At 38.9% G+C, this 20,601-nt stretch carries 37 protein-coding genes; 2 read left to right on the plus strand and 35 right to left on the minus strand.

Annotated features, from left to right (window positions below; genetic code table 11):
* Positions 1 to 188: 188 nt before the first annotated feature.
* Positions 189 to 1,094: an L-lactate dehydrogenase gene (locus tag ON15_RS04025; RefSeq protein ID WP_010580202.1), complete on the plus strand. Its 906-nt coding sequence runs from the start codon at positions 189 to 191 to the stop codon at positions 1,092 to 1,094.
* Positions 1,095 to 1,220: 126 nt separating this feature from the next.
* Here the strand turns inward: ON15_RS04025 and rpsI are convergent, their stop codons facing one another.
* The 35 genes from rpsI to rpsJ form a co-directional block, all read right to left on the minus strand.
* The gene (rpsI, locus tag ON15_RS04030; RefSeq protein ID WP_010580203.1) at positions 1,221 to 1,613 is read right to left on the minus strand and encodes a 30S ribosomal protein S9; all 393 of its coding nucleotides are present in this window, start codon (positions 1,611 to 1,613) and stop codon (positions 1,221 to 1,223) included.
* 13 nt (positions 1,614 to 1,626) lie between these two features.
* Complete coding sequence (gene rplM / locus ON15_RS04035) at positions 1,627 to 2,070, minus strand: 50S ribosomal protein L13 (RefSeq protein WP_010580204.1); 444 nt, start codon at positions 2,068 to 2,070, stop codon at positions 1,627 to 1,629.
* A 134-nt stretch (positions 2,071 to 2,204) separates the two neighbouring features.
* Entirely contained in the window at positions 2,205 to 2,954 is a 750-nt protein-coding gene (gene truA / locus ON15_RS04040; protein ID WP_010580205.1) for a tRNA pseudouridine(38-40) synthase TruA, read from the minus strand.
* Positions 2,955 to 2,982: 28 nt separating this feature from the next.
* A complete protein-coding gene (locus ON15_RS04045; protein ID WP_010580206.1) occupies positions 2,983 to 3,780 on the minus strand; it encodes an energy-coupling factor transporter transmembrane component T family protein in 798 nt (265 codons plus the stop codon).
* Positions 3,773 to 4,648: an energy-coupling factor ABC transporter ATP-binding protein gene (locus ON15_RS04050; protein ID WP_026049477.1), complete on the minus strand. Its 876-nt coding sequence runs from the start codon at positions 4,646 to 4,648 to the stop codon at positions 3,773 to 3,775. The genes ON15_RS04045 and ON15_RS04050 overlap by 8 nt, the downstream gene beginning before the upstream one ends.
* The gene (locus tag ON15_RS04055; RefSeq protein WP_010580208.1) at positions 4,624 to 5,460 is read right to left on the minus strand and encodes an energy-coupling factor ABC transporter ATP-binding protein; all 837 of its coding nucleotides are present in this window, start codon (positions 5,458 to 5,460) and stop codon (positions 4,624 to 4,626) included. The genes ON15_RS04050 and ON15_RS04055 overlap by 25 nt, the downstream gene beginning before the upstream one ends.
* Before the next feature lie 313 nt (positions 5,461 to 5,773).
* A complete protein-coding gene (gene rplQ / locus ON15_RS04060; RefSeq protein WP_010580209.1) occupies positions 5,774 to 6,157 on the minus strand; it encodes a 50S ribosomal protein L17 in 384 nt (127 codons plus the stop codon).
* A gap of 29 nt (positions 6,158 to 6,186) precedes the next feature.
* A complete protein-coding gene (locus ON15_RS04065; protein WP_010580210.1) occupies positions 6,187 to 7,131 on the minus strand; it encodes a DNA-directed RNA polymerase subunit alpha in 945 nt (314 codons plus the stop codon).
* A gap of 84 nt (positions 7,132 to 7,215) precedes the next feature.
* Positions 7,216 to 7,605, minus strand: a complete 390-nt coding sequence (rpsK, locus tag ON15_RS04070) for a 30S ribosomal protein S11 (protein ID WP_010580211.1) — start codon at positions 7,603 to 7,605, stop codon at positions 7,216 to 7,218.
* Between the two features lie 24 nt (positions 7,606 to 7,629).
* Positions 7,630 to 7,995 carry a 30S ribosomal protein S13 gene (rpsM, locus tag ON15_RS04075; RefSeq protein WP_010580212.1) on the minus strand — a complete coding sequence of 122 codons (366 nt, stop codon included), beginning with the start codon at positions 7,993 to 7,995 and terminating at the stop codon, positions 7,630 to 7,632.
* A 30-nt stretch (positions 7,996 to 8,025) separates the two neighbouring features.
* Positions 8,026 to 8,139: a 50S ribosomal protein L36 gene (gene rpmJ, locus ON15_RS04080; protein ID WP_003689393.1), complete on the minus strand. Its 114-nt coding sequence runs from the start codon at positions 8,137 to 8,139 to the stop codon at positions 8,026 to 8,028.
* 34 nt (positions 8,140 to 8,173) lie between these two features.
* On the minus strand, positions 8,174 to 8,392 hold the full coding sequence (gene infA, locus ON15_RS04085; protein ID WP_010580213.1) for a translation initiation factor IF-1: 219 nt from the start codon (positions 8,390 to 8,392) through the stop codon (positions 8,174 to 8,176).
* Between the two features lie 180 nt (positions 8,393 to 8,572).
* Positions 8,573 to 9,229, minus strand: coding sequence for an adenylate kinase (locus ON15_RS04090; RefSeq protein WP_010580214.1), 657 nt, complete (start codon positions 9,227 to 9,229; stop codon positions 8,573 to 8,575).
* Positions 9,230 to 9,321: 92 nt separating this feature from the next.
* On the minus strand, positions 9,322 to 10,620 hold the full coding sequence (gene secY / locus ON15_RS04095) for a preprotein translocase subunit SecY (protein WP_010580215.1): 1,299 nt from the start codon (positions 10,618 to 10,620) through the stop codon (positions 9,322 to 9,324).
* Complete coding sequence (gene rplO, locus ON15_RS04100; protein ID WP_010580216.1) at positions 10,620 to 11,054, minus strand: 50S ribosomal protein L15; 435 nt, start codon at positions 11,052 to 11,054, stop codon at positions 10,620 to 10,622. Before rplO ends, secY begins: the two co-directional genes overlap by 1 nt.
* A 34-nt stretch (positions 11,055 to 11,088) precedes the next feature.
* Positions 11,089 to 11,271, minus strand: coding sequence for a 50S ribosomal protein L30 (gene rpmD / locus ON15_RS04105; RefSeq protein ID WP_010580217.1), 183 nt, complete (start codon positions 11,269 to 11,271; stop codon positions 11,089 to 11,091).
* 15 nt (positions 11,272 to 11,286) lie between these two features.
* The gene (gene rpsE / locus ON15_RS04110; RefSeq protein WP_010580218.1) at positions 11,287 to 11,787 is read right to left on the minus strand and encodes a 30S ribosomal protein S5; all 501 of its coding nucleotides are present in this window, start codon (positions 11,785 to 11,787) and stop codon (positions 11,287 to 11,289) included.
* A 20-nt stretch (positions 11,788 to 11,807) separates the two neighbouring features.
* Positions 11,808 to 12,164 (minus strand): 50S ribosomal protein L18, encoded by a 357-nt coding sequence (gene rplR / locus ON15_RS04115; RefSeq protein ID WP_010580219.1) that lies wholly within the window; start codon positions 12,162 to 12,164, stop codon positions 11,808 to 11,810.
* A 26-nt stretch (positions 12,165 to 12,190) separates the two neighbouring features.
* Positions 12,191 to 12,727, minus strand: a complete 537-nt coding sequence (gene rplF / locus ON15_RS04120; protein WP_010580220.1) for a 50S ribosomal protein L6 — start codon at positions 12,725 to 12,727, stop codon at positions 12,191 to 12,193.
* 26 nt (positions 12,728 to 12,753) lie between these two features.
* A complete protein-coding gene (gene rpsH, locus ON15_RS04125; protein ID WP_010580221.1) occupies positions 12,754 to 13,152 on the minus strand; it encodes a 30S ribosomal protein S8 in 399 nt (132 codons plus the stop codon).
* A gap of 31 nt (positions 13,153 to 13,183) precedes the next feature.
* Positions 13,184 to 13,369 carry a type Z 30S ribosomal protein S14 gene (locus ON15_RS04130; RefSeq protein WP_010580222.1) on the minus strand — a complete coding sequence of 62 codons (186 nt, stop codon included), beginning with the start codon at positions 13,367 to 13,369 and terminating at the stop codon, positions 13,184 to 13,186.
* A 14-nt stretch (positions 13,370 to 13,383) separates the two neighbouring features.
* Complete coding sequence (gene rplE / locus ON15_RS04135; protein WP_010580223.1) at positions 13,384 to 13,926, minus strand: 50S ribosomal protein L5; 543 nt, start codon at positions 13,924 to 13,926, stop codon at positions 13,384 to 13,386.
* A 25-nt stretch (positions 13,927 to 13,951) separates the two neighbouring features.
* Complete coding sequence (gene rplX / locus ON15_RS04140) at positions 13,952 to 14,263, minus strand: 50S ribosomal protein L24 (RefSeq protein WP_010580224.1); 312 nt, start codon at positions 14,261 to 14,263, stop codon at positions 13,952 to 13,954.
* A gap of 30 nt (positions 14,264 to 14,293) precedes the next feature.
* Complete coding sequence (gene rplN / locus ON15_RS04145; protein WP_010580225.1) at positions 14,294 to 14,662, minus strand: 50S ribosomal protein L14; 369 nt, start codon at positions 14,660 to 14,662, stop codon at positions 14,294 to 14,296.
* A 67-nt stretch (positions 14,663 to 14,729) separates the two neighbouring features.
* A complete protein-coding gene (rpsQ, locus tag ON15_RS04150; protein ID WP_010580226.1) occupies positions 14,730 to 14,996 on the minus strand; it encodes a 30S ribosomal protein S17 in 267 nt (88 codons plus the stop codon).
* Between the two features lie 25 nt (positions 14,997 to 15,021).
* Entirely contained in the window at positions 15,022 to 15,216 is a 195-nt protein-coding gene (rpmC, locus tag ON15_RS04155; protein WP_010580227.1) for a 50S ribosomal protein L29, read from the minus strand.
* On the minus strand, positions 15,206 to 15,640 hold the full coding sequence (gene rplP / locus ON15_RS04160) for a 50S ribosomal protein L16 (RefSeq protein ID WP_010580228.1): 435 nt from the start codon (positions 15,638 to 15,640) through the stop codon (positions 15,206 to 15,208). The genes rpmC and rplP overlap by 11 nt, the downstream gene beginning before the upstream one ends.
* A 3-nt stretch (positions 15,641 to 15,643) precedes the next feature.
* Positions 15,644 to 16,300 (minus strand): 30S ribosomal protein S3, encoded by a 657-nt coding sequence (gene rpsC, locus ON15_RS04165; RefSeq protein WP_010580229.1) that lies wholly within the window; start codon positions 16,298 to 16,300, stop codon positions 15,644 to 15,646.
* 13 nt (positions 16,301 to 16,313) lie between these two features.
* Complete coding sequence (gene rplV / locus ON15_RS04170; RefSeq protein ID WP_010580230.1) at positions 16,314 to 16,661, minus strand: 50S ribosomal protein L22; 348 nt, start codon at positions 16,659 to 16,661, stop codon at positions 16,314 to 16,316.
* Positions 16,662 to 16,674: 13 nt separating this feature from the next.
* A complete protein-coding gene (gene rpsS / locus ON15_RS04175; RefSeq protein ID WP_010580231.1) occupies positions 16,675 to 16,956 on the minus strand; it encodes a 30S ribosomal protein S19 in 282 nt (93 codons plus the stop codon).
* A gap of 49 nt (positions 16,957 to 17,005) precedes the next feature.
* Positions 17,006 to 17,836 (minus strand): 50S ribosomal protein L2, encoded by an 831-nt coding sequence (rplB, locus tag ON15_RS04180; protein ID WP_010580232.1) that lies wholly within the window; start codon positions 17,834 to 17,836, stop codon positions 17,006 to 17,008.
* A 21-nt stretch (positions 17,837 to 17,857) separates the two neighbouring features.
* Entirely contained in the window at positions 17,858 to 18,142 is a 285-nt protein-coding gene (gene rplW, locus ON15_RS04185) for a 50S ribosomal protein L23 (protein ID WP_010580233.1), read from the minus strand.
* The gene (gene rplD / locus ON15_RS04190) at positions 18,142 to 18,765 is read right to left on the minus strand and encodes a 50S ribosomal protein L4 (RefSeq protein WP_010580234.1); all 624 of its coding nucleotides are present in this window, start codon (positions 18,763 to 18,765) and stop codon (positions 18,142 to 18,144) included. The genes rplW and rplD overlap by 1 nt, the downstream gene beginning before the upstream one ends.
* 21 nt (positions 18,766 to 18,786) lie before the next feature.
* A complete protein-coding gene (gene rplC / locus ON15_RS04195) occupies positions 18,787 to 19,416 on the minus strand; it encodes a 50S ribosomal protein L3 (protein ID WP_010580235.1) in 630 nt (209 codons plus the stop codon).
* Positions 19,417 to 19,454: 38 nt separating this feature from the next.
* Entirely contained in the window at positions 19,455 to 19,763 is a 309-nt protein-coding gene (rpsJ, locus tag ON15_RS04200) for a 30S ribosomal protein S10 (RefSeq protein WP_010580236.1), read from the minus strand.
* A 263-nt stretch (positions 19,764 to 20,026) separates the two neighbouring features.
* On the opposite strand from rpsJ, the gene ON15_RS04205 reads away from it, so the two are divergent.
* Positions 20,027 to 20,575, plus strand: coding sequence for a cysteine hydrolase family protein (locus ON15_RS04205; RefSeq protein WP_010580237.1), 549 nt, complete (start codon positions 20,027 to 20,029; stop codon positions 20,573 to 20,575).
* Positions 20,576 to 20,601 lie beyond the last annotated feature (26 nt).

Genomic DNA, 20,601 nt, shown 5'->3' on the forward strand with positions numbered 1-20,601 from the left:
TTGAAATTAAAAATCAATTTCAGCTGAATAATTTCTTAATTTGTATTATACCGCAATTCATCATGGATTTTTAAAATTCTATTCATGACTGGTGATAATTTTATTTAGTAGTTTTTCTACTTGACTTTACATAAAATTAAACTTAAATTAATTGTAAGGGTTTTAAAAACATTCAGGAGGTACTCATTTTGCGAAAAATTGGTGTGATTGGCCTCGGCCATGTTGGTGCAACTATTGCTTATACGCTTGTTGCCAAAGGTATCGTAGATGAATTAGTGATCATTGATAAAAATCAAGATAAAGCAACTGCTGAAGAATATGATTTAAGGGATACTTTAGCACGCCTCGATACTTTTACCAAGATCATTCCGCAAGATTATCAGGCCCTATGTGATGCGGATATTATTATTACTGCTTTTGGTAATATCGATTCAATCAGGATGAACGGCGATCGGTTTGGTGAATTGAAATTCAATATGCAAGCTGTCCAAGAAGTCGCTGCAGGGATTAAATCCTCTGGCTTTAATGGAGTGCTAATTAATATTACTAACCCGTGTGATGTGATCACAACCATATTGCAGCAGCAAATTGGGCTCAGCAAGCAGCAAGTCTTCGGAACCGGGACTTTTCTAGATACGGCCAGAATGCAGCGTGCAGTCGGTCAAGCACTGCATGAGGATCCCAAAAATGTTAGTGGTTATGTTTTAGGTGAGCATGGTGAGTCACAATTTACTGCTTGGTCGACGGTTGAAGTTAAAGGTCATCCAATTACTAAAATGGCTCAAGAACTAGCTTTAGATTTAGATGAATTAGACCAGCAAGCGCGACGGGGCGGTTGGTTAGTCTTTTATGGCAAGCATTATACTTGCTATGCCATTGCAACCTGTGCAATCAAATTGGCTCTGGCTGTTTTGTCAGATGCCCACTTAGCCTGCCCAACTTCAGTCTACCTTGACCAGTACCAACATTATATTGGTTACCCAGCTGTTATCGGCCGTCAAGGAATTATTGAACTTAATCCACTAAAATTAACAACTGCTGAACAAGCTAAACTTGACCAGTCGGCTAAAACGATTAAAGAAAAGCTTAATTAAAAACAAAAACTTTATCTATCTCCAGTCTAGTTTCAGTTAACTAAATTAGCTAACTGAAGCTTTTTTAATTTAAAAAAAGCCAGCTGCCAATTTGGCAACTGACCTGAAAAGCCAAGGAATGTTGGTTTAACGTTTTGAAAATTGTGGTGCTTTACGAGCTTTCTTCAAACCTGGTTTCTTTCGTTCTTTCATTCGAGCATCACGTGTCAAGAGACCAGCACGCTTCAAAACTCCACGGAAATCAGGATCAACTTCTAATAAAGCCCGGGCAATTCCATGACGAATTGCACCAGCTTGACCAGAAAAGCCGCCACCATTAACATTAACTAAAACGTCGTAAGCATCTTTTGTTTCAGTAACATCAAACGGCTGTACCATTACTTCACGCAAGTTTGCAAATGGAATATAATTTTCAGCTGAACGACCATTAATCGTAATTTTACCTGTACCCGGTACCAAACGAACACGAGCAACAGAGTTTTTACGACGGCCAGTTCCTTTGTATTGTACTTGAGCCAAATTCAGTCTCCTCCTAAATTAAGTTTGTAATATCGAGTACTTCAGGCTGCTGTGCTGTATGTTGATGGTCAGCACCGCGATAAACGCGAAGTTTCTTCATTTGAGCATGGCCTAAACTTCCCTTAGGCATCATACCTTTGATCGATAAAGTAATTAATTTTTCTGGATCCTTTTCACGGTAATCTCCAGCAGTTCTTGCTTTTAAACCACCTGGATGATCCGTATGATGATAGTAAATTTTATGATCTGCTTTACGCCCAGTTAAGGCAACTTTTTCAGCATTAATAACAATTACAAAATCACCAGTATCAACATTCGGTGTAAAAGTCGGTTTGTTCTTACCACGCAAAACGGAAGCAACGACAGCCGATAAACGTCCCAAAGGAACATCTGTTGCATCAACGACATACCATTTACGTTCCACTTCGCCTGGTTTTGCAATATAAGTTGTACGCACGATTTTTTCCTCCATTTTTATATGCTTGTTTGACGCATAATAAGTTTCCGGGGCCTACTAGTGGGGCAAACAATACCAACTTTAATGTTACTTTTTTTTGCTCCTAAAGTCAATATTTATCCTAAATTTAATTGTTAATAAACAACTTCTTTTAAATACAAACCGCTGGCTGGTGCCGTACCACGACACTGAGTCCGATCCTTCACCTGATATAAACGTAAAAAGTCATGAACCGGGCGTCGCTTACTGCCAATTTCCAGCAAAGCTGCAACCATGATTCGAACTTGATTATACAAAAATCCATTCCCATAAAATTCAAAAATCAATTCGTGTTCAGCTGTTTGCATTTGAACCGTTGCCGAATAAATTGTCCGAACATGGGTCTTGGCTTGACTGCCAGCAGCCACAAAGCTCGAAAAATCATGCGTTCCGACAACATCTTTTAAGGCCTCACGAATCAAAGTAACATCTAGCGGATATTTCCAGTGCCCAGTATAAAAGCGTTTAAAGGGATCCACATACCAGCAGAGACTAACGCGATATAAATAGCGCTTGCCATGTGTTGTATATCGTGCGTGAAAGTTAGCTGAAACATGCTCAGCTTGCAGGACCTGCATATCAAGTGGCAACATACTGTTTAACCCATTGACAATTCCGCTATCAGGGACATCATTGACCAAATCAAAATGCACGACTTGGCCCAATGCATGAACACCAGCATCTGTCCGTCCAGACCCAAAAATATGAACATAATTATTTGCTTTATTCATTCGATTAACAGCTTTTTCAAGAACTCCTTGAACTGTCCGCTGATGGGGCTGAACTTGAAAACCAGCAAAGTTCGTCCCATCATAAGCCAAAGTTACTTTGTATCTGACAGTCACTATTTCCACTCTCTCTAATTATAAATTTCTACCAATTTCGTAAAAGCAGCATCCCAATAGTTAAGGCCAAAAATGCTAAACAGCTTAAAGTATCATGGTACAACCACTGATGTACGCGATACTTGGTCCGTCCTTCACCACCATGATAACCACGCGCCTCCATTGCAGTTGCTAAATCTTCCGCCCGATTAAACGCACTAACAAATAACGGAATCAGCAACGGTACCACTGCTTTTAAACGTTGCATTAAGCTTCCTTGATCAAAATTCACCCCACGCGAACGCTGCGCATTCATAATTTTAAGCGCTTCATCCATTAAAGTCGGCACAAATCTCAAAGCAATCGAAAGCATCAGTGAAACTTCATAAACTGGGAAATGAACTTTTTTCAACGGCTTGAGGAGCGACTCCATGGCCCCAGCGATTTCCAAAGGCGGAGTCGTAAGGGTCAGTAACGTCGACATAAAAATAATTAAAACAAAGCGGCAGAAAACATAAATTCCACTGACTAAGCCAGTGCTTGTAACTGATAAGATACCCCAGTGCCAATAAACTGTTCCACCGGTACTAAAAAAAATCTGTAGAACGACCGTAAATAAAATTAGCCAAATTAACGGGCGAACACCCTTCCAAAAAAAACCAATTTTAATTTTTGCCAGTAAAATCGTCAAAGCCATAAAGAAAAACAGCAAAAAATAGGATGACCAGTTATTAGCCAAAAAGATAATAATAATAAAGTAAAAACTCAGAAGCAGTTTAGCCCGCGGATCTAAACGATGGATCAATGACGAACCTGGCAGATATCTTCCCAAAAGAATTTTATTCATCTTGACTTACTCCTTTTGGTAAAAAATTGGCTAGCTGGTTGGCCAGCTGACTTACAGTTAACGGCAGTGGTGAAAACTTGAAAGTTGATTTTTTTTCAATTTCAAACGCAAATTTGGTTGCGTGGGGCAAGCCCAAGTGGTGTTTGTTTAACCACTCTACTTGACTAAAAAGTTGCTGAGGTGTTTGTTGAGTCAGCAATTTCCCTTGTTCCATCACTAAAACTTGATCTGCATATTCTGCAACATCATCCATTTGATGTGAAACTAAAATAACTGTTAAATGCTGTTGTGACTTTAAACGCGCAAAAAGCTCCATAATTTCCTGATGACCCTTAGGATCTAAACCAGCAGTTGGTTCGTCTAAAACCAAAACTTTTGGTTTCATAACTAAGATCCCTGCAATTGCAACTCGCCGCATTTGACCACCTGACAACTCAAAGGGCGATTTATCTAAAACTGAATCAGGTAATCTAACTGCTTCAGCTGCTTCTTTGGCCAATTGAGCCGCTTTTTCCTCATCGATCCCAAAATTCTTAGGAGCAAAAGCAATATCACGCAAAACTGTCTCCTCAAATAATTGAGCTTCTGGAAATTGAAACACCACACCGACTTGTCGCCGTAAATCACTTAACTCTTTATTAGTTGTTTGTGGAGTAATCATCTGCTCTTGAACCATTAAACGACCGTGAGTGGGTTTTAATAATCCATTTAAATGCTGAACCAAGGTTGACTTACCACTACCAGTATGACCAATGATTGCGGTATAACTTTCATCCGGCAGAGAAAAGCTGACCTGATTTAAAGCCTGGTGAGCAAATGGCGTATTTGGTTGATAAATGTAGTCTACTTTTTCAAAATTGATTGACAAATCCAATCGACCATCCTTTGTTCAGTATAATATTCCGATGGGGTCAAAACATCTTGCTGCTTTAACGCTAGTTTGACTTTTTCTGAAAATGGCACATCCAAACCTAAGTTAGTCAGTGTTTGCCCTTGACTAAAGACGTTAGCTGGTGAGGCAGCATCAAGAATTTTCCCATCATCTAAAACCACTACCCGATCAGCTAAAGAAGCCTCATCAATATCATGCGTGATTGAAATAACGGTTAAGCCTTCCTGTTCCTTTAGTTCTTTAATTAGAGAAATCACATCATAACGTCCCGCAGGATCAAGCATGCTGGTTGCTTCATCCAAAATAACAATTTTTGGTTTTAACGCAATCACTCCTGCAATTGCTACGCGTTGCTTTTGACCACCTGATAAATTAGCCGGTTCTTGTTCAGAGAATTCCCACATATTGACGCGCTTCAAAGCAGCCGCAACCCGTTGATGCATTTTCTCGTATGGAACAGCCTGATTTTCTAAACCAAATGCCACATCATCAGCCACATTGGCACCAACAAATTGATTCTCTGGATTTTGGAAAACCATGCCAATTTTTTTCCGCAACTGCCAAACATTTTCAGAACTCATCTTTTGCTGATCAATCCAGATCTCCCCCGCTTGCGGCACTAAAAGCCCATCAATCAGTCGGGCTAAAGTACTTTTACCACTACCATTGTGTCCAATAATTGCTAACCACTCATAACGATTAATAGCCAAATTAAAATCATGAAACAGCCAGCTGTCTTGCTGAGAATATTTAAAATTGAGATTCTTAATTTCAGCTATTTTTTCCATGTGATCCTCCCGAAAAATTTCTTTGACAATAATAATAACATATAATCAGTTGATTTTTAGCAATTGTTAGTGTTTTTCAGAAAAAGACCCGCGCTAGCGAAAAATTAAAGATTAAAGAATCTAAAAAACCCGCGACCATGAAATCTTAATCATTGCCCGGGCTTTCATTTAATAATCTATTAAGACAAAAAAATCACTTTTTATAACGAAGGTTTCCCCACCAAAATAGATGAGTACTTAGGACTAGACTCGGTTTTAACCCAACATCGTAACGCCCAGTTATCGCTATAAAAGTGACAATCTAAAAAAGCAATTAATCAACTAACTCCAAGACAACCATTTTGGCAGCATCACCACGTCGCTCATTTATTTTCAAGATCCGCGTATAACCACCCTTACGATCTTTAAAACGAGGAGCAACTTCGGCAAATAATTTTTGCAAAGCCGTTTGTACAACAACTTTATCTGTTTCTTCTTTAACATCAGCAACTACATCCATCATGAAAGCAGCTGCGCGACGACGTGAAGCTAAATCGCCCTTTTTTCCAAGAGAAATCATCTTATCAGCCGTTTTGCGAACTTCCTTAGCACGAGCTTCAGTCGTAACAATTCGACCATTAACGATCAAATCAGTTGTCAAATTGCGGAGCATAGCACGACGATGTCCGCTTGTACGACCTAATTTACGGTAACCCATCTTAAATTTCCCTCCTTTGCAAACTAATTTTAATCTTCATGACGCAATGATAAGCCAAGATCAGACAATTTATTCTTAACTTCTTCAAGTGATTTACGTCCTAAATTACGAACTTTCATCATATCAGCTTCTGATTTGTCAGTTAACTCTTGAACAGTGTTAATCCCTGCGCGTTTCAAACAATTATAGGAACGAACAGATAAATCCAATTCTTCAATCGTCATTTCAAGCATTTTTTCTTTATGTGTTTCTTCTTTTTCGACCATGATTTCAGCATTCTTAGCTTCATCAGTTAAATCAACAAACAAGGTCAAATGCTCTGTTAAAATTTTAGCCGATAAACTGATTGCTTCGCTAGGCGTAATCGAACCATTTGTCCAAACTTCCAACGTCAATTTATCATAATCGTCTTTTTGACCAACACGTGTTTTTTCAACTTGATAATTGACACGTTCGATCGGGGTATAAATTGAATCGATTGGCAAAACACCAATCGGCATTTCATCAGCTTTTGCTTTATTTTCATCAGCAGAAACGTAGCCACGTCCAGTATTAGCAGTCATTCTAACATGAAGAGTAGTTCCTTCAGCTAAAGTACAAAGATATAAATCTGGGTTTAAAACTTCGACCTCACTACTACCCTGAACATCTCCAGCGGTAACTTTGGCTGGACCAGTAACGTTAATTTCGAGATTTTGAGCTTCTTCAGAACTAATTTTTAATGCTACTTTTTTCAGATTTAAAATAATCTGCGTAACATCTTCTCTAACACCTTTGATTGTGGAAAATTCATGTAAGACACCGTCAATTTGAATGCTGGTAATCGCAGCCCCAGGAAGTGAAGAAAGTAAAATCCGACGAAGCGAATTACCCAAAGTTGTGCCATAGCCACGTTCTAACGGCTCAACAATAAATTTACCAAAATTAGAACTTTCTTCGATTTTGTGAATTTTCGGTTTTTCAAATTCAATCATTCTTATCTTTACCCCTTTCAAAGCGCTACGTGCGATTTGGCGGAAACATTATGAAGATCTACCTCAAAATGAATGCTGACCATATTAGACACGACGACGCTTTGGAGGACGACATCCATTATGAGGAACAGGTGTCACATCACGAATTGAAGTAACTTCCAATCCAGTACTTTGTAAAGCACGAATGGCAGCTTCACGTCCAGAACCTGGACCTTTAACAGCTACTTCAACAGCTTTCATACCATGCTCCATTGAATCCTTAGCCGCAGCTTCCGCAGCCATTTGAGCAGCAAAAGGTGTCGATTTACGACTTCCCTTAAAACCCAGTGCGCCAGCTGAAGACCAAGCAACAGCATTTCCATGGACATCAGTGATCATAACTAATGTATTATTAAAGGTAGAATGGATATGTGCTACTCCGCTTTCAATATTTTTTTTGATTCGGCGTTTACGAGAACTCTTTCTAACAGCCATTAACTGATAACCCTCCTTATCCTATTATTTCTTTCTTCCAGCAATTGATGTAGCTGGGCCTTTGCATGTCCGAGCATTGTTTTTCGTGTTTTGTCCACGACTAGGTAAATGACGACGATGGCGAAGACCTCGGTATGAACCAATTTCAGACAAACGTTTAACGTTCAAACTTACTTCACGACGCAAGTCACCTTCAACCTTGTAATGATCAACTTCTGCACGGATCTTGTCCTCTTGGTCAGCAGTCAAATCACGAACGCGAACATCTTCTGATACTCCTGCATCAGCTAAAATCTTTTGAGCAGTTGAATTACCGATTCCATAAATGTAAGTTAATCCGATCACAATTCTTTTATCACGTGGTAGATCAACCCCTGCAATACGAGCCATAACAATTACACCTCCTAAATTTTAAATTAATTATCCCTGACGTTGCTTATGCTTGGGATTTGAACAAATTACCATAACACGTCCTTTGCGCTTAATAACTTTGCAGTGTTCACACATTGGCTTTACTGATGGTCTTACCTTCATGAATTATACCTCCCGATAAAATTTGAAGTACAATCTATTTAAAGCGATAGGTAATGCGTCCCTTAGTTAAATCGTAAGGGGACATTTCAACTGTGACCCTGTCACCAGGTAAAATTCGAATATAATGCATCCTGATTTTACCAGAAACATGGGCCAAAATTTCATGTCCATTTTCGAGTTCAACTTTGAACATCGCATTGGGCAAAGTTTCTTTAACTTTACCTTCAATTTCAATCACATCATCTTTCGCCACGTAAAAGTACCTCCTTAAATGGTCTTTTAACTTCTCACCTGATCGACCAACACGTTCGATCCTGTTACTGTTAGCTGATTCAACCGCATCGATTAATCTAAAAATGGACAGACTGCCCCATTGAAAAGATAAACCTGAAATAGTATACCATTCTCATGGGCTTCATGCAACTAACTAATCTTAATTTTCTAATCCCAACAGAACTTTCTGAATATCCTGGAAAACTTGATCGATTTCCTGATTACCATTAACTTGATACAATAAATCCTTTTTTTCATAAAAATCAAGCAATGGTGTGTTCATTTTCAGATTAACATCTAAACGATTTTTAACCGTTTCTGGACGATCATCTTCCCGCTGATAAAAATCAGTACCACCACAACGATCACAGACGCCCGCTTTTTTGGTTGGATTGAAAATCTTGTGATACGTAGCACCACATTGGCGACAAATATACCGGCCAGTCAAGCGGTCCATCAAAGAAGCTGGATCAACGTGAATGTTGATCACTGCTGCCAATGAACGATCAAGATCTGTTCCCATCTTTTCCAAAGCTTTTGCCTGTACTAGATTTCTTGGGAAACCATCCAATAAGTAACCACTCTTAGTATCAGATTCAGCCAAACGATCACGAACAATTCCATTTGTCACTTCATCGGGAACCAACTCGCCACGATCAATAAACGATTTGGCTTTAATGCCCATTTCCGTTTGGTTCTGAATTGCGGCTCGAAAAATATCTCCAGTAGAAATATGCGGTATCTGATATCGATCAATGATTCGCTCAGCTTGAGTACCCTTACCGGCTCCCGGTAAACCCATCAGCATTAAATTCATTGCAGTCATAACTTTGACCTCCCAAAAATAATTCTACTAAACGTAAAAAGCTGAATTCATTTTAACTTAAATGATATCCAACCCATTAACTATTATTTACGAATGAATCCGACATACTCCCGCTTCATCATCATACCTTTTAATTGCCGAATTGATTCAAGTGAAACACCAACTACAATTAACAAACTGGTACCACCTAAACCAATTGATTCATCCAGTCCCCAAATACTTGAAGCAATTAATGGAATCAATGAAACTAAACCAAGAAACAACGAACCCACCGAACTTAAACGCATTAATAATCTTGAAACATAACTTTCAGTCTCTTTCCCAGGCCAAACGCTTGGAATATAACTGCCTTGCTTCTGAAGGTTTTTAGCTAACTTTTCAGGATTAACTTGAACAAAAGCATAGAAGAAAGTAAACAAAACGATTAAAATCGTATATAGCACCATTCCAGCAGGCTTTTGCATATTAAACAAATTCGTTAATACCTGATACCAAGTATCCTCAGAATGATTTTGTGTAAAGACCATTAAAATCGTTTGCGGAGTAGCAATAAACGAACTTGCAAAAATAACAGGAATAACACCAGCAACGTTAATTTTCAGTGGTAAATAAGAATTATCAGTTGCTCCAGCTAAGCGCCGAGTATATTGAATTGGGATTTTATAATTTGCCTGTTCAACAAAAGTCACAAATGAAACAATTATTAAGACTGCAAGGACTAATGCCAAAACATAAAGGGCTCCTTGCCAATAATCACTTGGCGTTGAATCAACAAACTGCTCAACATAAACTTGATGGACCGCACTTGGCATTCTGGCAAGAATACCAGCCATAATGATCACGGAAATACCATTACCAAATCCTCGATCGGTTATCATATCACCCAGCCAAGTAGTAAACATTGAACCACCAGTTAGAATGACACCGATGCTGACATAAGTTTTAATGCTTGGGTCTGTCACTAAGCTTAAACTGCTCAAAGCATTAAAACCGGCAGTAATACTAATTGATTGTACAAACGCCAACACGATCGTCAAATATCTTGCCGTCTGATTTAATTTTCGACGACCCACTTCGCCTTGTTTGCTCCATTCTACAAATCGTGGAACAATATCCATTTGCAATAATTGAACAACAATCTGCGCGGTAATGTATGGTGAAACTCCCATTGCTAAAATCGAATAGTTAGTCAAACCACCACCGCTGAAAGTGTTTAAGATACTAACTAACCCTGAAGATGCAACGCTATTTAAAGCTTTAGCGTTGATCCCAGGGACCGTGATATATGTGCCTAAACGAAATACAATCAAGACGCCTAGAGTAAACAGAATCTTATTACGAATATCTTTGACAGCTAGAGCGTTCTTCATCGTTTTAAGCATTAAATCACCTCAGCTTGACCGCCAACAGCTTCAATTGCTTCTTTTGCAGCTACAGAAAATTTATTTGCTTTGACAGTTAACTTTTTAGTTAATTGACCATTGCCAAGAATTTTAACGCCATCTTTTTCATTTTTAACAATTTTCTTTTCAACTAATAAAGTTGGCGTAATTTCTGTACCATCTTCAAAAGTATCAAGTGTCTTTAAATTTACAACCGCATATTCTTTACGATTAATATTTTTAAAGCCACGTTTTGGCATCCGTCGGAACAATGGCATTTGGCCACCTTCAAAGCCCAAACGAACTTTGCCACGTGCTTTTTGACCCTTTTGACCACGGCCAGCAGTCTTACCATTACCGGATGAAGTTCCACGGCCAACACGATTACGAACTTGACGAGAACCCTCACTTGCTTTTAATTCATGCAATTTCACCAAAAAGGCACCTCCTTTAATATTCAGAATTTTCTTAGTTAGCTAATTCAACTGCAACCAAGTGGTTAATCTTTGCAATTGCGCCACGAGTTGCCGCGTTATCAGGCAAAACAACTGAACTATTAATACGTCCAAGGCCTAGAGCTTTAACTACCTCACGTTGTTTTTGTGGACGGCCAATGACGCTATGAGTTAATGTAACTTTTAAATCTGCCATTTTCTAACGTCCTCCCTATTCAGCTAAGTGTTGAGTTGAAACACCACGTAAAGCAGCTACTTCAGCAGTACTCTTCATCTTTGCTAATCCACTCATCGTTGCTCTAACAACATTAACTGGAGCGTTTGAACCGAGTGATTTACTGGTTACATCAGCAATTCCAGCCAATTCCATAACGGCTCTGACGGCCCCACCTGCAGCAACACCTGAACCAGCAATCGCGGGTTTTAATAAAATCCGGCTGCCACTATGTTCACCTAGAACTTCGTGTGGTAATGTTTCGCCAACCATTGGAACCTCGATCAAATTTTTACGAGCTGCATCAACTGCTTTGCGAATTGCATCTGGAACTTCTTGTGCTTTTCCAGTTCCAAATCCGACATGACCGTTGTGATCACCAACAATTACCAAGGCAGCAAAACGCAAACGACGTCCACCTTTAACAACTTTTGTGATCCGATTAATAGCAACCACACGATCTTCCAAATCTAATTTTGCTGGATCAATAAAAGCCATAAACTATTTCCCTCCCTTGATTAAAAGTCTAATCCATTTTCGCGAGCAGCATCAGCTAATGCTTCAACCCGGCCATGATATAAATAACCGCCACGATCGAAAACAACTTCCTTGATGCCCTTTTCGACAGCGCGCTTAGCAACTAATACACCAACTGAAGCAGCCTGCTCTGTTTTGGTTTTACCATTAACTTCCTCGTCTAATGTAGAGGCACTAACAAGCGTCACACCCGCTACGTCATCAATTACTTGAGCGTAGATGTTTTTGTTTGAACGATAAACATTTAAGCGTGGGCACTTAGCTGTACCAGAGACTTTTCCACGAACACGAATATGACGTTTTTGTCGTGTTTTATTTTTGTCTGGTTTTGTAATCAAAATTTTCACCTCTTAATAGTTAATAATTATTTACCAGTCTTACCTTCCTTGCGACGTACATATTCACCAACGTAGCGAATACCTTTGCCTTTGTACGGTTCAGGAGCACGAGTCAAGCGAATCCGTGCAGCAAGGTCGCCAACCTTTTCTTTTGAAATACCTGAAACAACGACTGAAGTTGCTGAAGGTGCTTCAAGTTTAATTTCATCCGTTGATTCAAATTCAACTGGATGGGAATAGCCAACGTTCAAAACCAAGGTCTTACCTTTCATCTGAGCACGGTAACCAACACCTCTAAGTTCAAGTTCTTTCTTGAATCCTTCTGTAACACCGACTACCATATTATGAAAGTTAGCTCGACTTGTTCCATGTAATGCCTTTGTTTTATTATCATCAGCTGAACGATCAAACTTGACAACATTATCTTTAATTTCAAAAGAAATCTTGTCAGAAAATTCACGTGTCAATTCACCTTTTGGCCCTTTGACAGTAATTTTATCGCCATCTTTTTTTACTTCAACGCCTGCTGGCAATACAACTTCTTTATAACCAATTCGACTCACAAGTTACACCTCCCTGCTGTTTAATTTTACCAAACATAAGCAAGAACTTCTCCACCAATTTTCTTTGCTCTTGCTTGTTTGTCCGTAATAACTCCTTCAGAAGTCGAAAGAATTGCGATTCCTAAACCGTTTAACACTTTAGGAACAGCATCTGACTTAACATATGATCTTAAACCAGGTTTAGAGATACGTTTAATTCCAGAAATTACCCGCTCGTTGTTTTTACCATACTTTAAGAAAATACGGATCATGCCCTGCTTATTATCGTCGATGTATTCAACATCGCGAACGAATCCTTCATTTTTTAAGATCTCTGCAATATCATGCTTGATTTTTGATGCCGGAATTTCTACTGATTCATGCTTAGCTAAACTAGCATTCCGAATTCGTGTTAAAAAATCTGCAATCGGATCTGTCATGGCCATTGATTTACCCTCCTTTTTTCAAAAATATAATTTACCAGCTAGCCTTTTTCATGCCAGGAATCTGACCTTTATGTGCCAGTTCACGCAGGCAAACACGGCATAGTTTAAATTTGCGATAAACTGAATGAGGACGCCCACAACGCGCACAACGTGTATATTCCTGTGATGAGAACTTTGCCGGACGTTTGTTCTTAGCAATTTGTGATTTTTTAGCCAATGTAAAACCCCCTTTTATTTAGCAAATGGCATTCCTAGTTTTGTCAATAATTCACGTGCTTCTTCATCAGTTTGAGCGGTGGTTACCAAAACAATATCCATCCCACGAACTTTGTTAACATCATCAAAATCAATTTCAGGGAAAATTAATTGTTCACGAATTCCCAATGTATAATTTCCACGACCATCAAAAGCCCGTTTGCTAACACCATGAAAATCACGAACACGCGGCAGTGAAACCGAAACTAATTTGTCAAGAAAATCATACATCCGACTAGCCCGTAAAGTTACCTTCGTGCCGATTGGCATCCCTTCACGCAAACGAAAACCAGCAATTGATTTCTTTGCTTTCGTAATAATTGGTTTTTGACCAGAGATCAACGTTAACTCTTCAACAGCTTCATCCAAATTCTTGGAATTCGAAACAGCATCACCAACACCCATGTTGATAACAATTTTTTCAACCTTTGGCACTTGCATAATTGAAGTATAATTAAATTTTTCCATTAAAGCAGGAACGATCTCTTTATCATACTTTTCTTTTAAACGATTTGTCATGAAGACTTTATCCTCCCTTCTCGATTTACTTATCTAAAACTTCACCAGTTTTTTTAGAAAAACGGACCTTTTTACCGTCGACAATCTTATGGCCAACACGAGTTGGTTGACCGTTTGAAGGATCAAGCACAGCAACATTTGATACATGAATTGGTGCTTCAACCTCAACAATTCCACCATTTGGATTAGCATTGCTTGGCTTTTGATGTTTCTTAATTACATTAACACCCTTAACAATTACTCGTTGCTCTTTCAGTAAAACTTTTTCAACAACGCCTTCTTTGCCCTTATCTTTACCAGCAATCACTTTTACTTTATCATTCTTTTTTACGAACATCTTCGCACCTCCTTGAGCAATTGGCTTAAATTACAATACTTCAGGTGCTAAGGAAACAATCTTCATAAAGTTTCCATCACGTAATTCACGTGCCACCGGTCCGAAAATACGAGTTCCCTTTGGCGACTTGTCGTCATTAATAATAACCGCAGCATTTTCATCAAACTTAATGTAAGAACCATCAACACGATGGCTACCAAACTTCGTCCGGACAACTACAGCCTTAACAACATCGCCTTTTTTGACAACGCCACCTGGTGTTGCTTGTTTTACCGTAGCAACAATAATATCACCGACACTTGCTGTTTTAACTCTTGAACCCCCTAAAATCTTAATTACCAAAATTTCACGAGCCCCAGAGTTGTCGGCAACTTTTAAACGACTTTCCTGTTGGATCACTAGATGTGTCCTCCTTTCGCAAACAAATCAGAATACGAATTAAGTAGATCGCTAATTAATTTAAGCATTAAATAATAACTGCTTTCTCAACGATATCAACTAAACGAAAACGCTTGGTCGCTGACAATGGACGTGTTTCCATAATCCGCACAATGTCGCCAACTTTTGCTTCATTATTCTCATCATGAGCTTTAAATTTTTTTGAATACTTAACACGTTTGCCGTATACTTTATGATTCTTATATGTTTCAACGACAACAGTAATTGTTTTATCCATTTTGTCAGAAACGACCCGACCTTGATAAACCTTACGTTGATTGCGAGTTTCAGCCATGCTTTATTTGCCCCCTTTTCGTATTCTATTTATTAAGTTCTTTTTGTCGTAAAACAGTCTTAATACGAGCAATCGACTTACGAACTTCTTTTAATCTAGCAGTATTCTGCAACTGACCGGTTGCGAGTTGAAAACGCAGATTAAAAAGCTCTTTCTTAAATTCTTTTTCTTTTTCGAGCATTTCAGCAGTGGTTAATTCTTTAATTTCTTTAGTTTTCATTCGATTCGCCACCTACTTCCTCACGTTTTACAAACTTAGTTCTGATTGGTAGTTTGTAAGAAGCCAGTCTAAACGCTTCACGTGCAACTTCTTCAGAAACATCGCCAATTTCAAACAAAATCTTACCACGTTTTACTGGAGCTACCCAACCTTCAGGAGCACCTTTCCCTGAACCCATTCGAACACCAATTGCTTTTGATGTATATGATTTATGAGGGAAAATTTTGATCCAAACTCTTCCACCACGCTTCATGTAACGCGTCATGGCAATTCTGGCAGCTTCAATCTGACGGTTGGTAATCCAATGTGAATCAAGTGCTTGTAGACCATATTCTCCAAACGCTATAGTCTTACCGCCCTTAGCTTCACCACGCATCTTACCGCGAAATTCACGACGATGCTTTGTCCGCTTTGGTACTAACATAGATTATTTCCCTCCTTCGCGGTTTGCCTTTTTTTCGGGCAGCACCTCTCCACGATAGATCCAAACTTTAACACCTAATCTACCATAAGTTGTTGCTGCTTCTGTCCAGGCGTAATCAACATCTGCACGTAATGTATGCAGTGGAACAGTTCCTTCAGAAAAATGCTCAACACGAGACATATCTGCTCCATTTAAACGTCCAGCGACCTGAACTTTGATACCTTTGGCTCCTGCTCTCATCGTCCGTTGAATTCCTTGTTTCATTGCCCGACGAAATGCAACACGATTTTCCAGCTGTTCAGCAATTGCTTCACCAACTAATTTAGCATCAAGATCCGGCTTTTTAATTTCAACTATATTGATGTGAACACGTTTGCCAGTTAATTTGTTTAATTCATTACGAAGTTTTTCTACTTCAGCTCCACCTTTGCCAATAACCATGCCAGGTTTAGCTGTATGAACTGAAATATTTACTCTTTTAGCAGCTCGTTCAATTTCAACAGTTGAAACTGAAGCATCCGCTAATTTTGTCTGAATGTATTTCCGAATATGCAAATCTTCATGCAAATTATCCGCAAAATCTTTTTCAGCATACCACTTGGCATCCCAATCGCGAATAATTCCGACACGCAATCCAGTTGGATTTACTTTTTGACCCACGCATTATCCCTCCTTATTTGCTTGATACAACGACTGTAATATGACTTGTTCGTTTGTTGATCGGAGAAGCTGAACCCTTAGCTCTTGGACGAAAACGTTTCAAGGTTGGTCCTTCGTTGACAAATGCTTCACTGACTACAAGGTCTTCTGCATCAAGATCAAAATTATTTTCTGCATTTGCAATTGCAGATTTTAGAACTTTTTCAATAATAGTAGCTCCCGCTCTTGGAGTAAATTTTAAAATACCTAAAGCTTCGGCAACACTTTTACCACGAATCAGATCAATCACCAGTCGTGCTTTGCGAGCAGGGATTCGAACTGTTTTGGCAGTTGCTTTTGCTGATGTAACTTGTTCAGCCATTTATAACCCTCCCTTACTTAACAGCTGTTTTCTTATCATCTGTTCCGTGGCCATGGAATGTTCGTGTTGGTACGAATTCTCCTAATTTATGACCAACCATATCTTCTTGAATATATACCGGAACATGCTTGCGTCCATCATAGACTGCGATTGTATAGCCAATAAAACTTGGAAAAATTGTTGAACGACGCGACCAAGTCTTGATAACTGATTTTTTTTCTTTATCTGCTTGTGCTTCAATTTTTTTCATTAAATGTGCATCTGCAAATGGTCCTTTTTTCAAACTACGACTCAATGTGAATCCTCCCTTCGGACTTAAATGATTTTAAGCAACTAATTTAAGTTTAAGCATTCCGCTTACGCACAATAAATTTGTTGGATTTTGCCTTCTTCGAACGTGTCTTGTAACCGGCAGTCTTTTTACCCCATGGTGACATTGGGCTTGGACGACCAACAGGAGCTTTCCCTTCACCACCACCATGTGGATGATCGTTAGGGTTCATAACAGATCCACGAACTTTAGGACGACGACCAGCCCAACGTGTTCGGCCTGCTTTCCCGCTATTGATTAATTCGTGCTGTTCATTACCAACTGCTCCAATCGTTGCTCGGCAGTCAGCTAAAATCATCCGAACTTCACCAGAATTAAGGCGAACCAAAACATATTTGTTTTCTTTACCCAAAACTTGTGCCGAGGCACCAGCAGCTCGAACTAATTGACCACCTTTTCCAGGTTTCAATTCAATATTGTGAACAATTGTTCCAACTGGAATTTCCGAAAGCTTTTTAGAATTCCCAACTTTAATATCTGCATCATCACCTGATTGAACTAACTGACCTACTTTTAAGTCCTTTGGTGCAATGATATATGACTTCGTACCATCAGCGTAAACCAGCAAAGCAATGTTGGCTGAGCGATTTGGATCATACTCAATTGCCTTGACTGTTGCTGGGACATCATCCTTAAGCCGCTTGAAATCAATCAAACGATACTGACGTTTATGCCCGCCACCACGATGACGAACCGTAATACGACCATAACTATTACGGCCAGCTGTCTTGCTCTGTGAAACTAATAGGGATTTTTCAGGAACTGTTTTAGTGATTTCTGAAAAATCGGAACCAGTCATATTGCGACGGCCGTTTGAGGTCGGTTTAAACTTCTTGATCCCCACGTGAATTCCCTCCTATGTTAATTATTCTTCAAAAAATTTGATTGCTTTTGAATCGGAACTTAAAGTTGCAATTGCTTTGCGACGTTTATTAGTATAGCCAACATAACGTCCAACCCGTTTTTTCTTTCCTTTAACATTAATAACATTCAGTTTTACTACCTTAACATCAAACAATTCTTCAATGGCAGCTTTAATTTGTGGTTTCGTAGCTTGAGTTGCCACATCAAAAACATAACGTTTGTTATCCATCTCAGCTGTTGATGCTTCAGTAATAACTGGTTTTAAAATTATTTTTTGCGATTCCATTATGCAAGAACCTCCTCTACTTGAGAAAGAGCTTCTTGAGTCATGACCAACTTATCATTATTAAGAACATCTAAAACATTAACATTCTTAGCATTAATGACCGTAACGTTTGCCAAATTACGAGCTGATAAAGCAGCTAAGTCGTTGCCATCTTCAAGAACTACTAATACTTTCGATTGAACATCCAAGCTTGCCAAAACTTTAGCAAAATCTTTGGTCTTTGGTGCTTCAAAAGTTAATTTATCAACAACCATCAAGTCTTGATCAGCAACTTTTTGTGACAAAACAGACTTGATTGCTAAACGACGAACTTTTCTTGGAAGTTTGTAACTGTATGAACGCGGTGTTGGTCCAAAGACTGTTCCGCCACCAACCCATTGTGGTGAACGAATTGATCCCTGACGAGCACGGCCGGTTCCTTTTTGACGCCATGGCTTTTTACCACCACCAGAAACTGCACTTCGATTTTTTACCGCATGCGTTCCTTGACGTAAAGATGCACGCTGCATGAGTACAGCATCAAACACAACACTTTCATTTGGTTTGATTCCAAAAATTTCTTTGCTTAATGAAACTTCACCATTTTTGCTACCATCTTGCTTATATAATGCAACTGTCGGCATTTAAACTTCCTCCTTTCCTAGTTATTTTTCTTTTACTGTGCCTGTGATCGTTACTAATGATTTGTTTGCACCAGGAACATTTCCTCGGATTAACAAAACATTATTATCAGTGTCAGCTTTAACAATTTGCAAGTTTTTAATTGTTACTCGTTTGTTACCCATTCTACCTGGTAAGACTTTGCCTTTGAAAACACGGTTAATAATAACACCCATCGAACCTGGACGACGATGGTACCGAGAGCCATGAGCCATCGGTCCACGTGATTGTCCCCAGCGTTTAATATTACCTTGGAAGCCATGGCCTTTCGATGTGCCGGTAACGTCAACTACATCCCCAGCTACAAAGATGTCAGCCTTTACTTCGTCTCCTACCTTATAGTCTCCCAGCTCAACATCTCTGATTTCACGAATGAAGCGCTTAGGAGCAGTTTTTGCTTTTGCTGCATGACCCTTAGCAGGTTTGTTAGCCAAGACTTCGCGTAAATCATCAAAACCTAATTGAACAGCTTCGTAGCCGTCATTTTCAACAGTCTTGACTTGCAAAACAACATTAGTTCCAACTTCAACCACAGTAACTGGGATCAATTCGCCATTTTCAGCAAAGACTTGTGTCATACCCACTTTTTTTCCTAAGATTCCTTTTTTGGTCATGTCTACACCTCCAAATTTAAATTCTGTTTTTTAGCTAATTACAGTTTGATTTCAATATCAACACCACTTGGTAAATCCAGTTTCATCAAAGAATCAACTGTTTTGGGTGTCGGATTAACAATATCAATCAAGCGTTTATGTGTTTGCATTTCGAATTGTTCACGTGAATCCTTATATTTATGTGGAGCACGAATTACCGTGTACAATGTTCGTTCTGTTGGCAACGGAATTGGACCTGAAATTGCAGCTCCTGTCCTCTTAGCAGTCTCAACGATTTTATCGGCTGACTGATCGAGGATCCGATGCTCATATGCCTTTAAACGAATCCGAATTTTTTGTTTTGCCATTTTATTCCCTCCTTCGTCCATTTTAAAAATAAGACTAGCTCCGCGAAAATTACCGCCGCACCCCATGGCAATGCTTCCGGGTGTGTCGCAACCTTTCACATCAAAGCTCACACAATCAATAAATGTGCGCACTCATCCCATGACAAGTACCTTACTATAATAACTGTTTTTTTTATTCAAATCAAGAATAAATTTATTAATTCTTGTTTTTTTTCACAAAAAGTGTATCTTTTAGATTAAGATCTATTTTGGGAGGTGCTATTTTGACAAAAGCATTATTGATAATTGATTACACAAACGACTTTGTAGCTGATTCAGGAGCATTAACTTGTGGACAACCTGGTCAAGCAATTGAGAAAGCAATTCTTTCATTAGCTAATTCGTTTTTAGAGAAGAATCAATGGGTTATCTTTCCAACCGATCTGCATCAAAAAAATGATCCTTATCATCCAGAAACCAATCTTTTTCCACCTCATAACCTCAAAAATACTTGGGGAAGAAAATTATTTGGAAAAGTTAACAACTGGTATCAAAAAAATCAAGAAAATTCCCATGTTTATTTTTTTGATAAGAATCGCTATTCAGCTTTTGTTAATACTAATTTAGAAAATTACCTACGCAGTCGTAAAATCGATGAGCTTTGGCTAGCTGGTGTTTGTACTGACATTTGTGTTTTGCACACCGCTATTGATGCTTATAATAAAAATTTTAAGATCGTGATTCCGCAAGCAGCTGTTGCTAGTTTTGATCCACAAGGACACCAATGGGCTTTACGGCACTTCAAAAATTGTTTAGCTGCAAAAATTATTTAAAAAAAGGAAACTCAATTTGAGTTTCC

It is taken from the genome of Liquorilactobacillus vini DSM 20605 (assembly GCF_000255495.1).
In the GTDB taxonomy this organism is placed as follows: Bacteria; Bacillota; Bacilli; order Lactobacillales; family Lactobacillaceae; genus Liquorilactobacillus; species Liquorilactobacillus vini.

What these genes read in the sequence shown, in the direction of transcription:
- rpsQ (WP_010580226.1), bottom strand. Translation starts at nt 14,996, where the DNA reads ATGGCTGAAACTCGCAATCAACGTAAGGTTTATCAAGGTCGGGTCGTT.
- rpsJ (WP_010580236.1), bottom strand. Translation starts at nt 19,763, where the DNA reads ATGGCAAAACAAAAAATTCGGATTCGTTTAAAGGCATATGAGCATCGG.
- rplE (WP_010580223.1), bottom strand. Translation starts at nt 13,926, where the DNA reads ATGACAAATCGTTTAAAAGAAAAGTATGATAAAGAGATCGTTCCTGCT.
- ON15_RS04045 (WP_010580206.1), bottom strand. Translation starts at nt 3,780, where the DNA reads ATGAATAAAATTCTTTTGGGAAGATATCTGCCAGGTTCGTCATTGATC.
- rplW (WP_010580233.1), bottom strand. Translation starts at nt 18,142, where the DNA reads ATGGAATCGCAAAAAATAATTTTAAAACCAGTTATTACTGAAGCATCA.
- ON15_RS04090 (WP_010580214.1), bottom strand. Translation starts at nt 9,229, where the DNA reads ATGAATTTAATGCTGATGGGTTTACCGGGAGCCGGTAAGGGTACTCAA.
- rplX (WP_010580224.1), bottom strand. Translation starts at nt 14,263, where the DNA reads ATGTTCGTAAAAAAGAATGATAAAGTAAAAGTGATTGCTGGTAAAGAT.
- rplV (WP_010580230.1), bottom strand. Translation starts at nt 16,661, where the DNA reads ATGGCTGAACAAGTTACATCAGCAAAAGCAACTGCCAAAACAGTTCGA.
- rpmC (WP_010580227.1), bottom strand. Translation starts at nt 15,216, where the DNA reads ATGAAAACTAAAGAAATTAAAGAATTAACCACTGCTGAAATGCTCGAA.
- rplD (WP_010580234.1), bottom strand. Translation starts at nt 18,765, where the DNA reads ATGCCGACAGTTGCATTATATAAGCAAGATGGTAGCAAAAATGGTGAA.
- rpsK (WP_010580211.1), bottom strand. Translation starts at nt 7,605, where the DNA reads ATGGCTGTTAGAAAGAGTTCTCGTAAACGCCGAATCAAAAAAAATATT.
- ON15_RS04065 (WP_010580210.1), bottom strand. Translation starts at nt 7,131, where the DNA reads ATGATTGAATTTGAAAAACCGAAAATTCACAAAATCGAAGAAAGTTCT.
- rpmJ (WP_003689393.1), bottom strand. Translation starts at nt 8,139, where the DNA reads ATGAAGGTAAGACCATCAGTAAAGCCAATGTGTGAACACTGCAAAGTT.
- rpsE (WP_010580218.1), bottom strand. Translation starts at nt 11,787, where the DNA reads ATGGCTTTTATTGATCCAGCAAAATTAGATTTGGAAGATCGTGTGGTT.
- ON15_RS04055 (WP_010580208.1), bottom strand. Translation starts at nt 5,460, where the DNA reads ATGGAAAAAATAGCTGAAATTAAGAATCTCAATTTTAAATATTCTCAG.
- rpmD (WP_010580217.1), bottom strand. Translation starts at nt 11,271, where the DNA reads ATGGCAGATTTAAAAGTTACATTAACTCATAGCGTCATTGGCCGTCCA.
- rpsH (WP_010580221.1), bottom strand. Translation starts at nt 13,152, where the DNA reads ATGGCCATGACAGATCCGATTGCAGATTTTTTAACACGAATTCGGAAT.
- rplC (WP_010580235.1), bottom strand. Translation starts at nt 19,416, where the DNA reads ATGACCAAAAAAGGAATCTTAGGAAAAAAAGTGGGTATGACACAAGTC.
- rpsM (WP_010580212.1), bottom strand. Translation starts at nt 7,995, where the DNA reads ATGGCTCGTATTGCAGGGGTTGATCTACCACGTGATAAAAGAATTGTG.
- rplQ (WP_010580209.1), bottom strand. Translation starts at nt 6,157, where the DNA reads ATGGGTTACCGTAAATTAGGTCGTACAAGCGGACATCGTCGTGCTATG.
- rplP (WP_010580228.1), bottom strand. Translation starts at nt 15,640, where the DNA reads ATGTTAGTACCAAAGCGGACAAAGCATCGTCGTGAATTTCGCGGTAAG.
- secY (WP_010580215.1), bottom strand. Translation starts at nt 10,620, where the DNA reads ATGCTTAAAACGATGAAGAACGCTCTAGCTGTCAAAGATATTCGTAAT.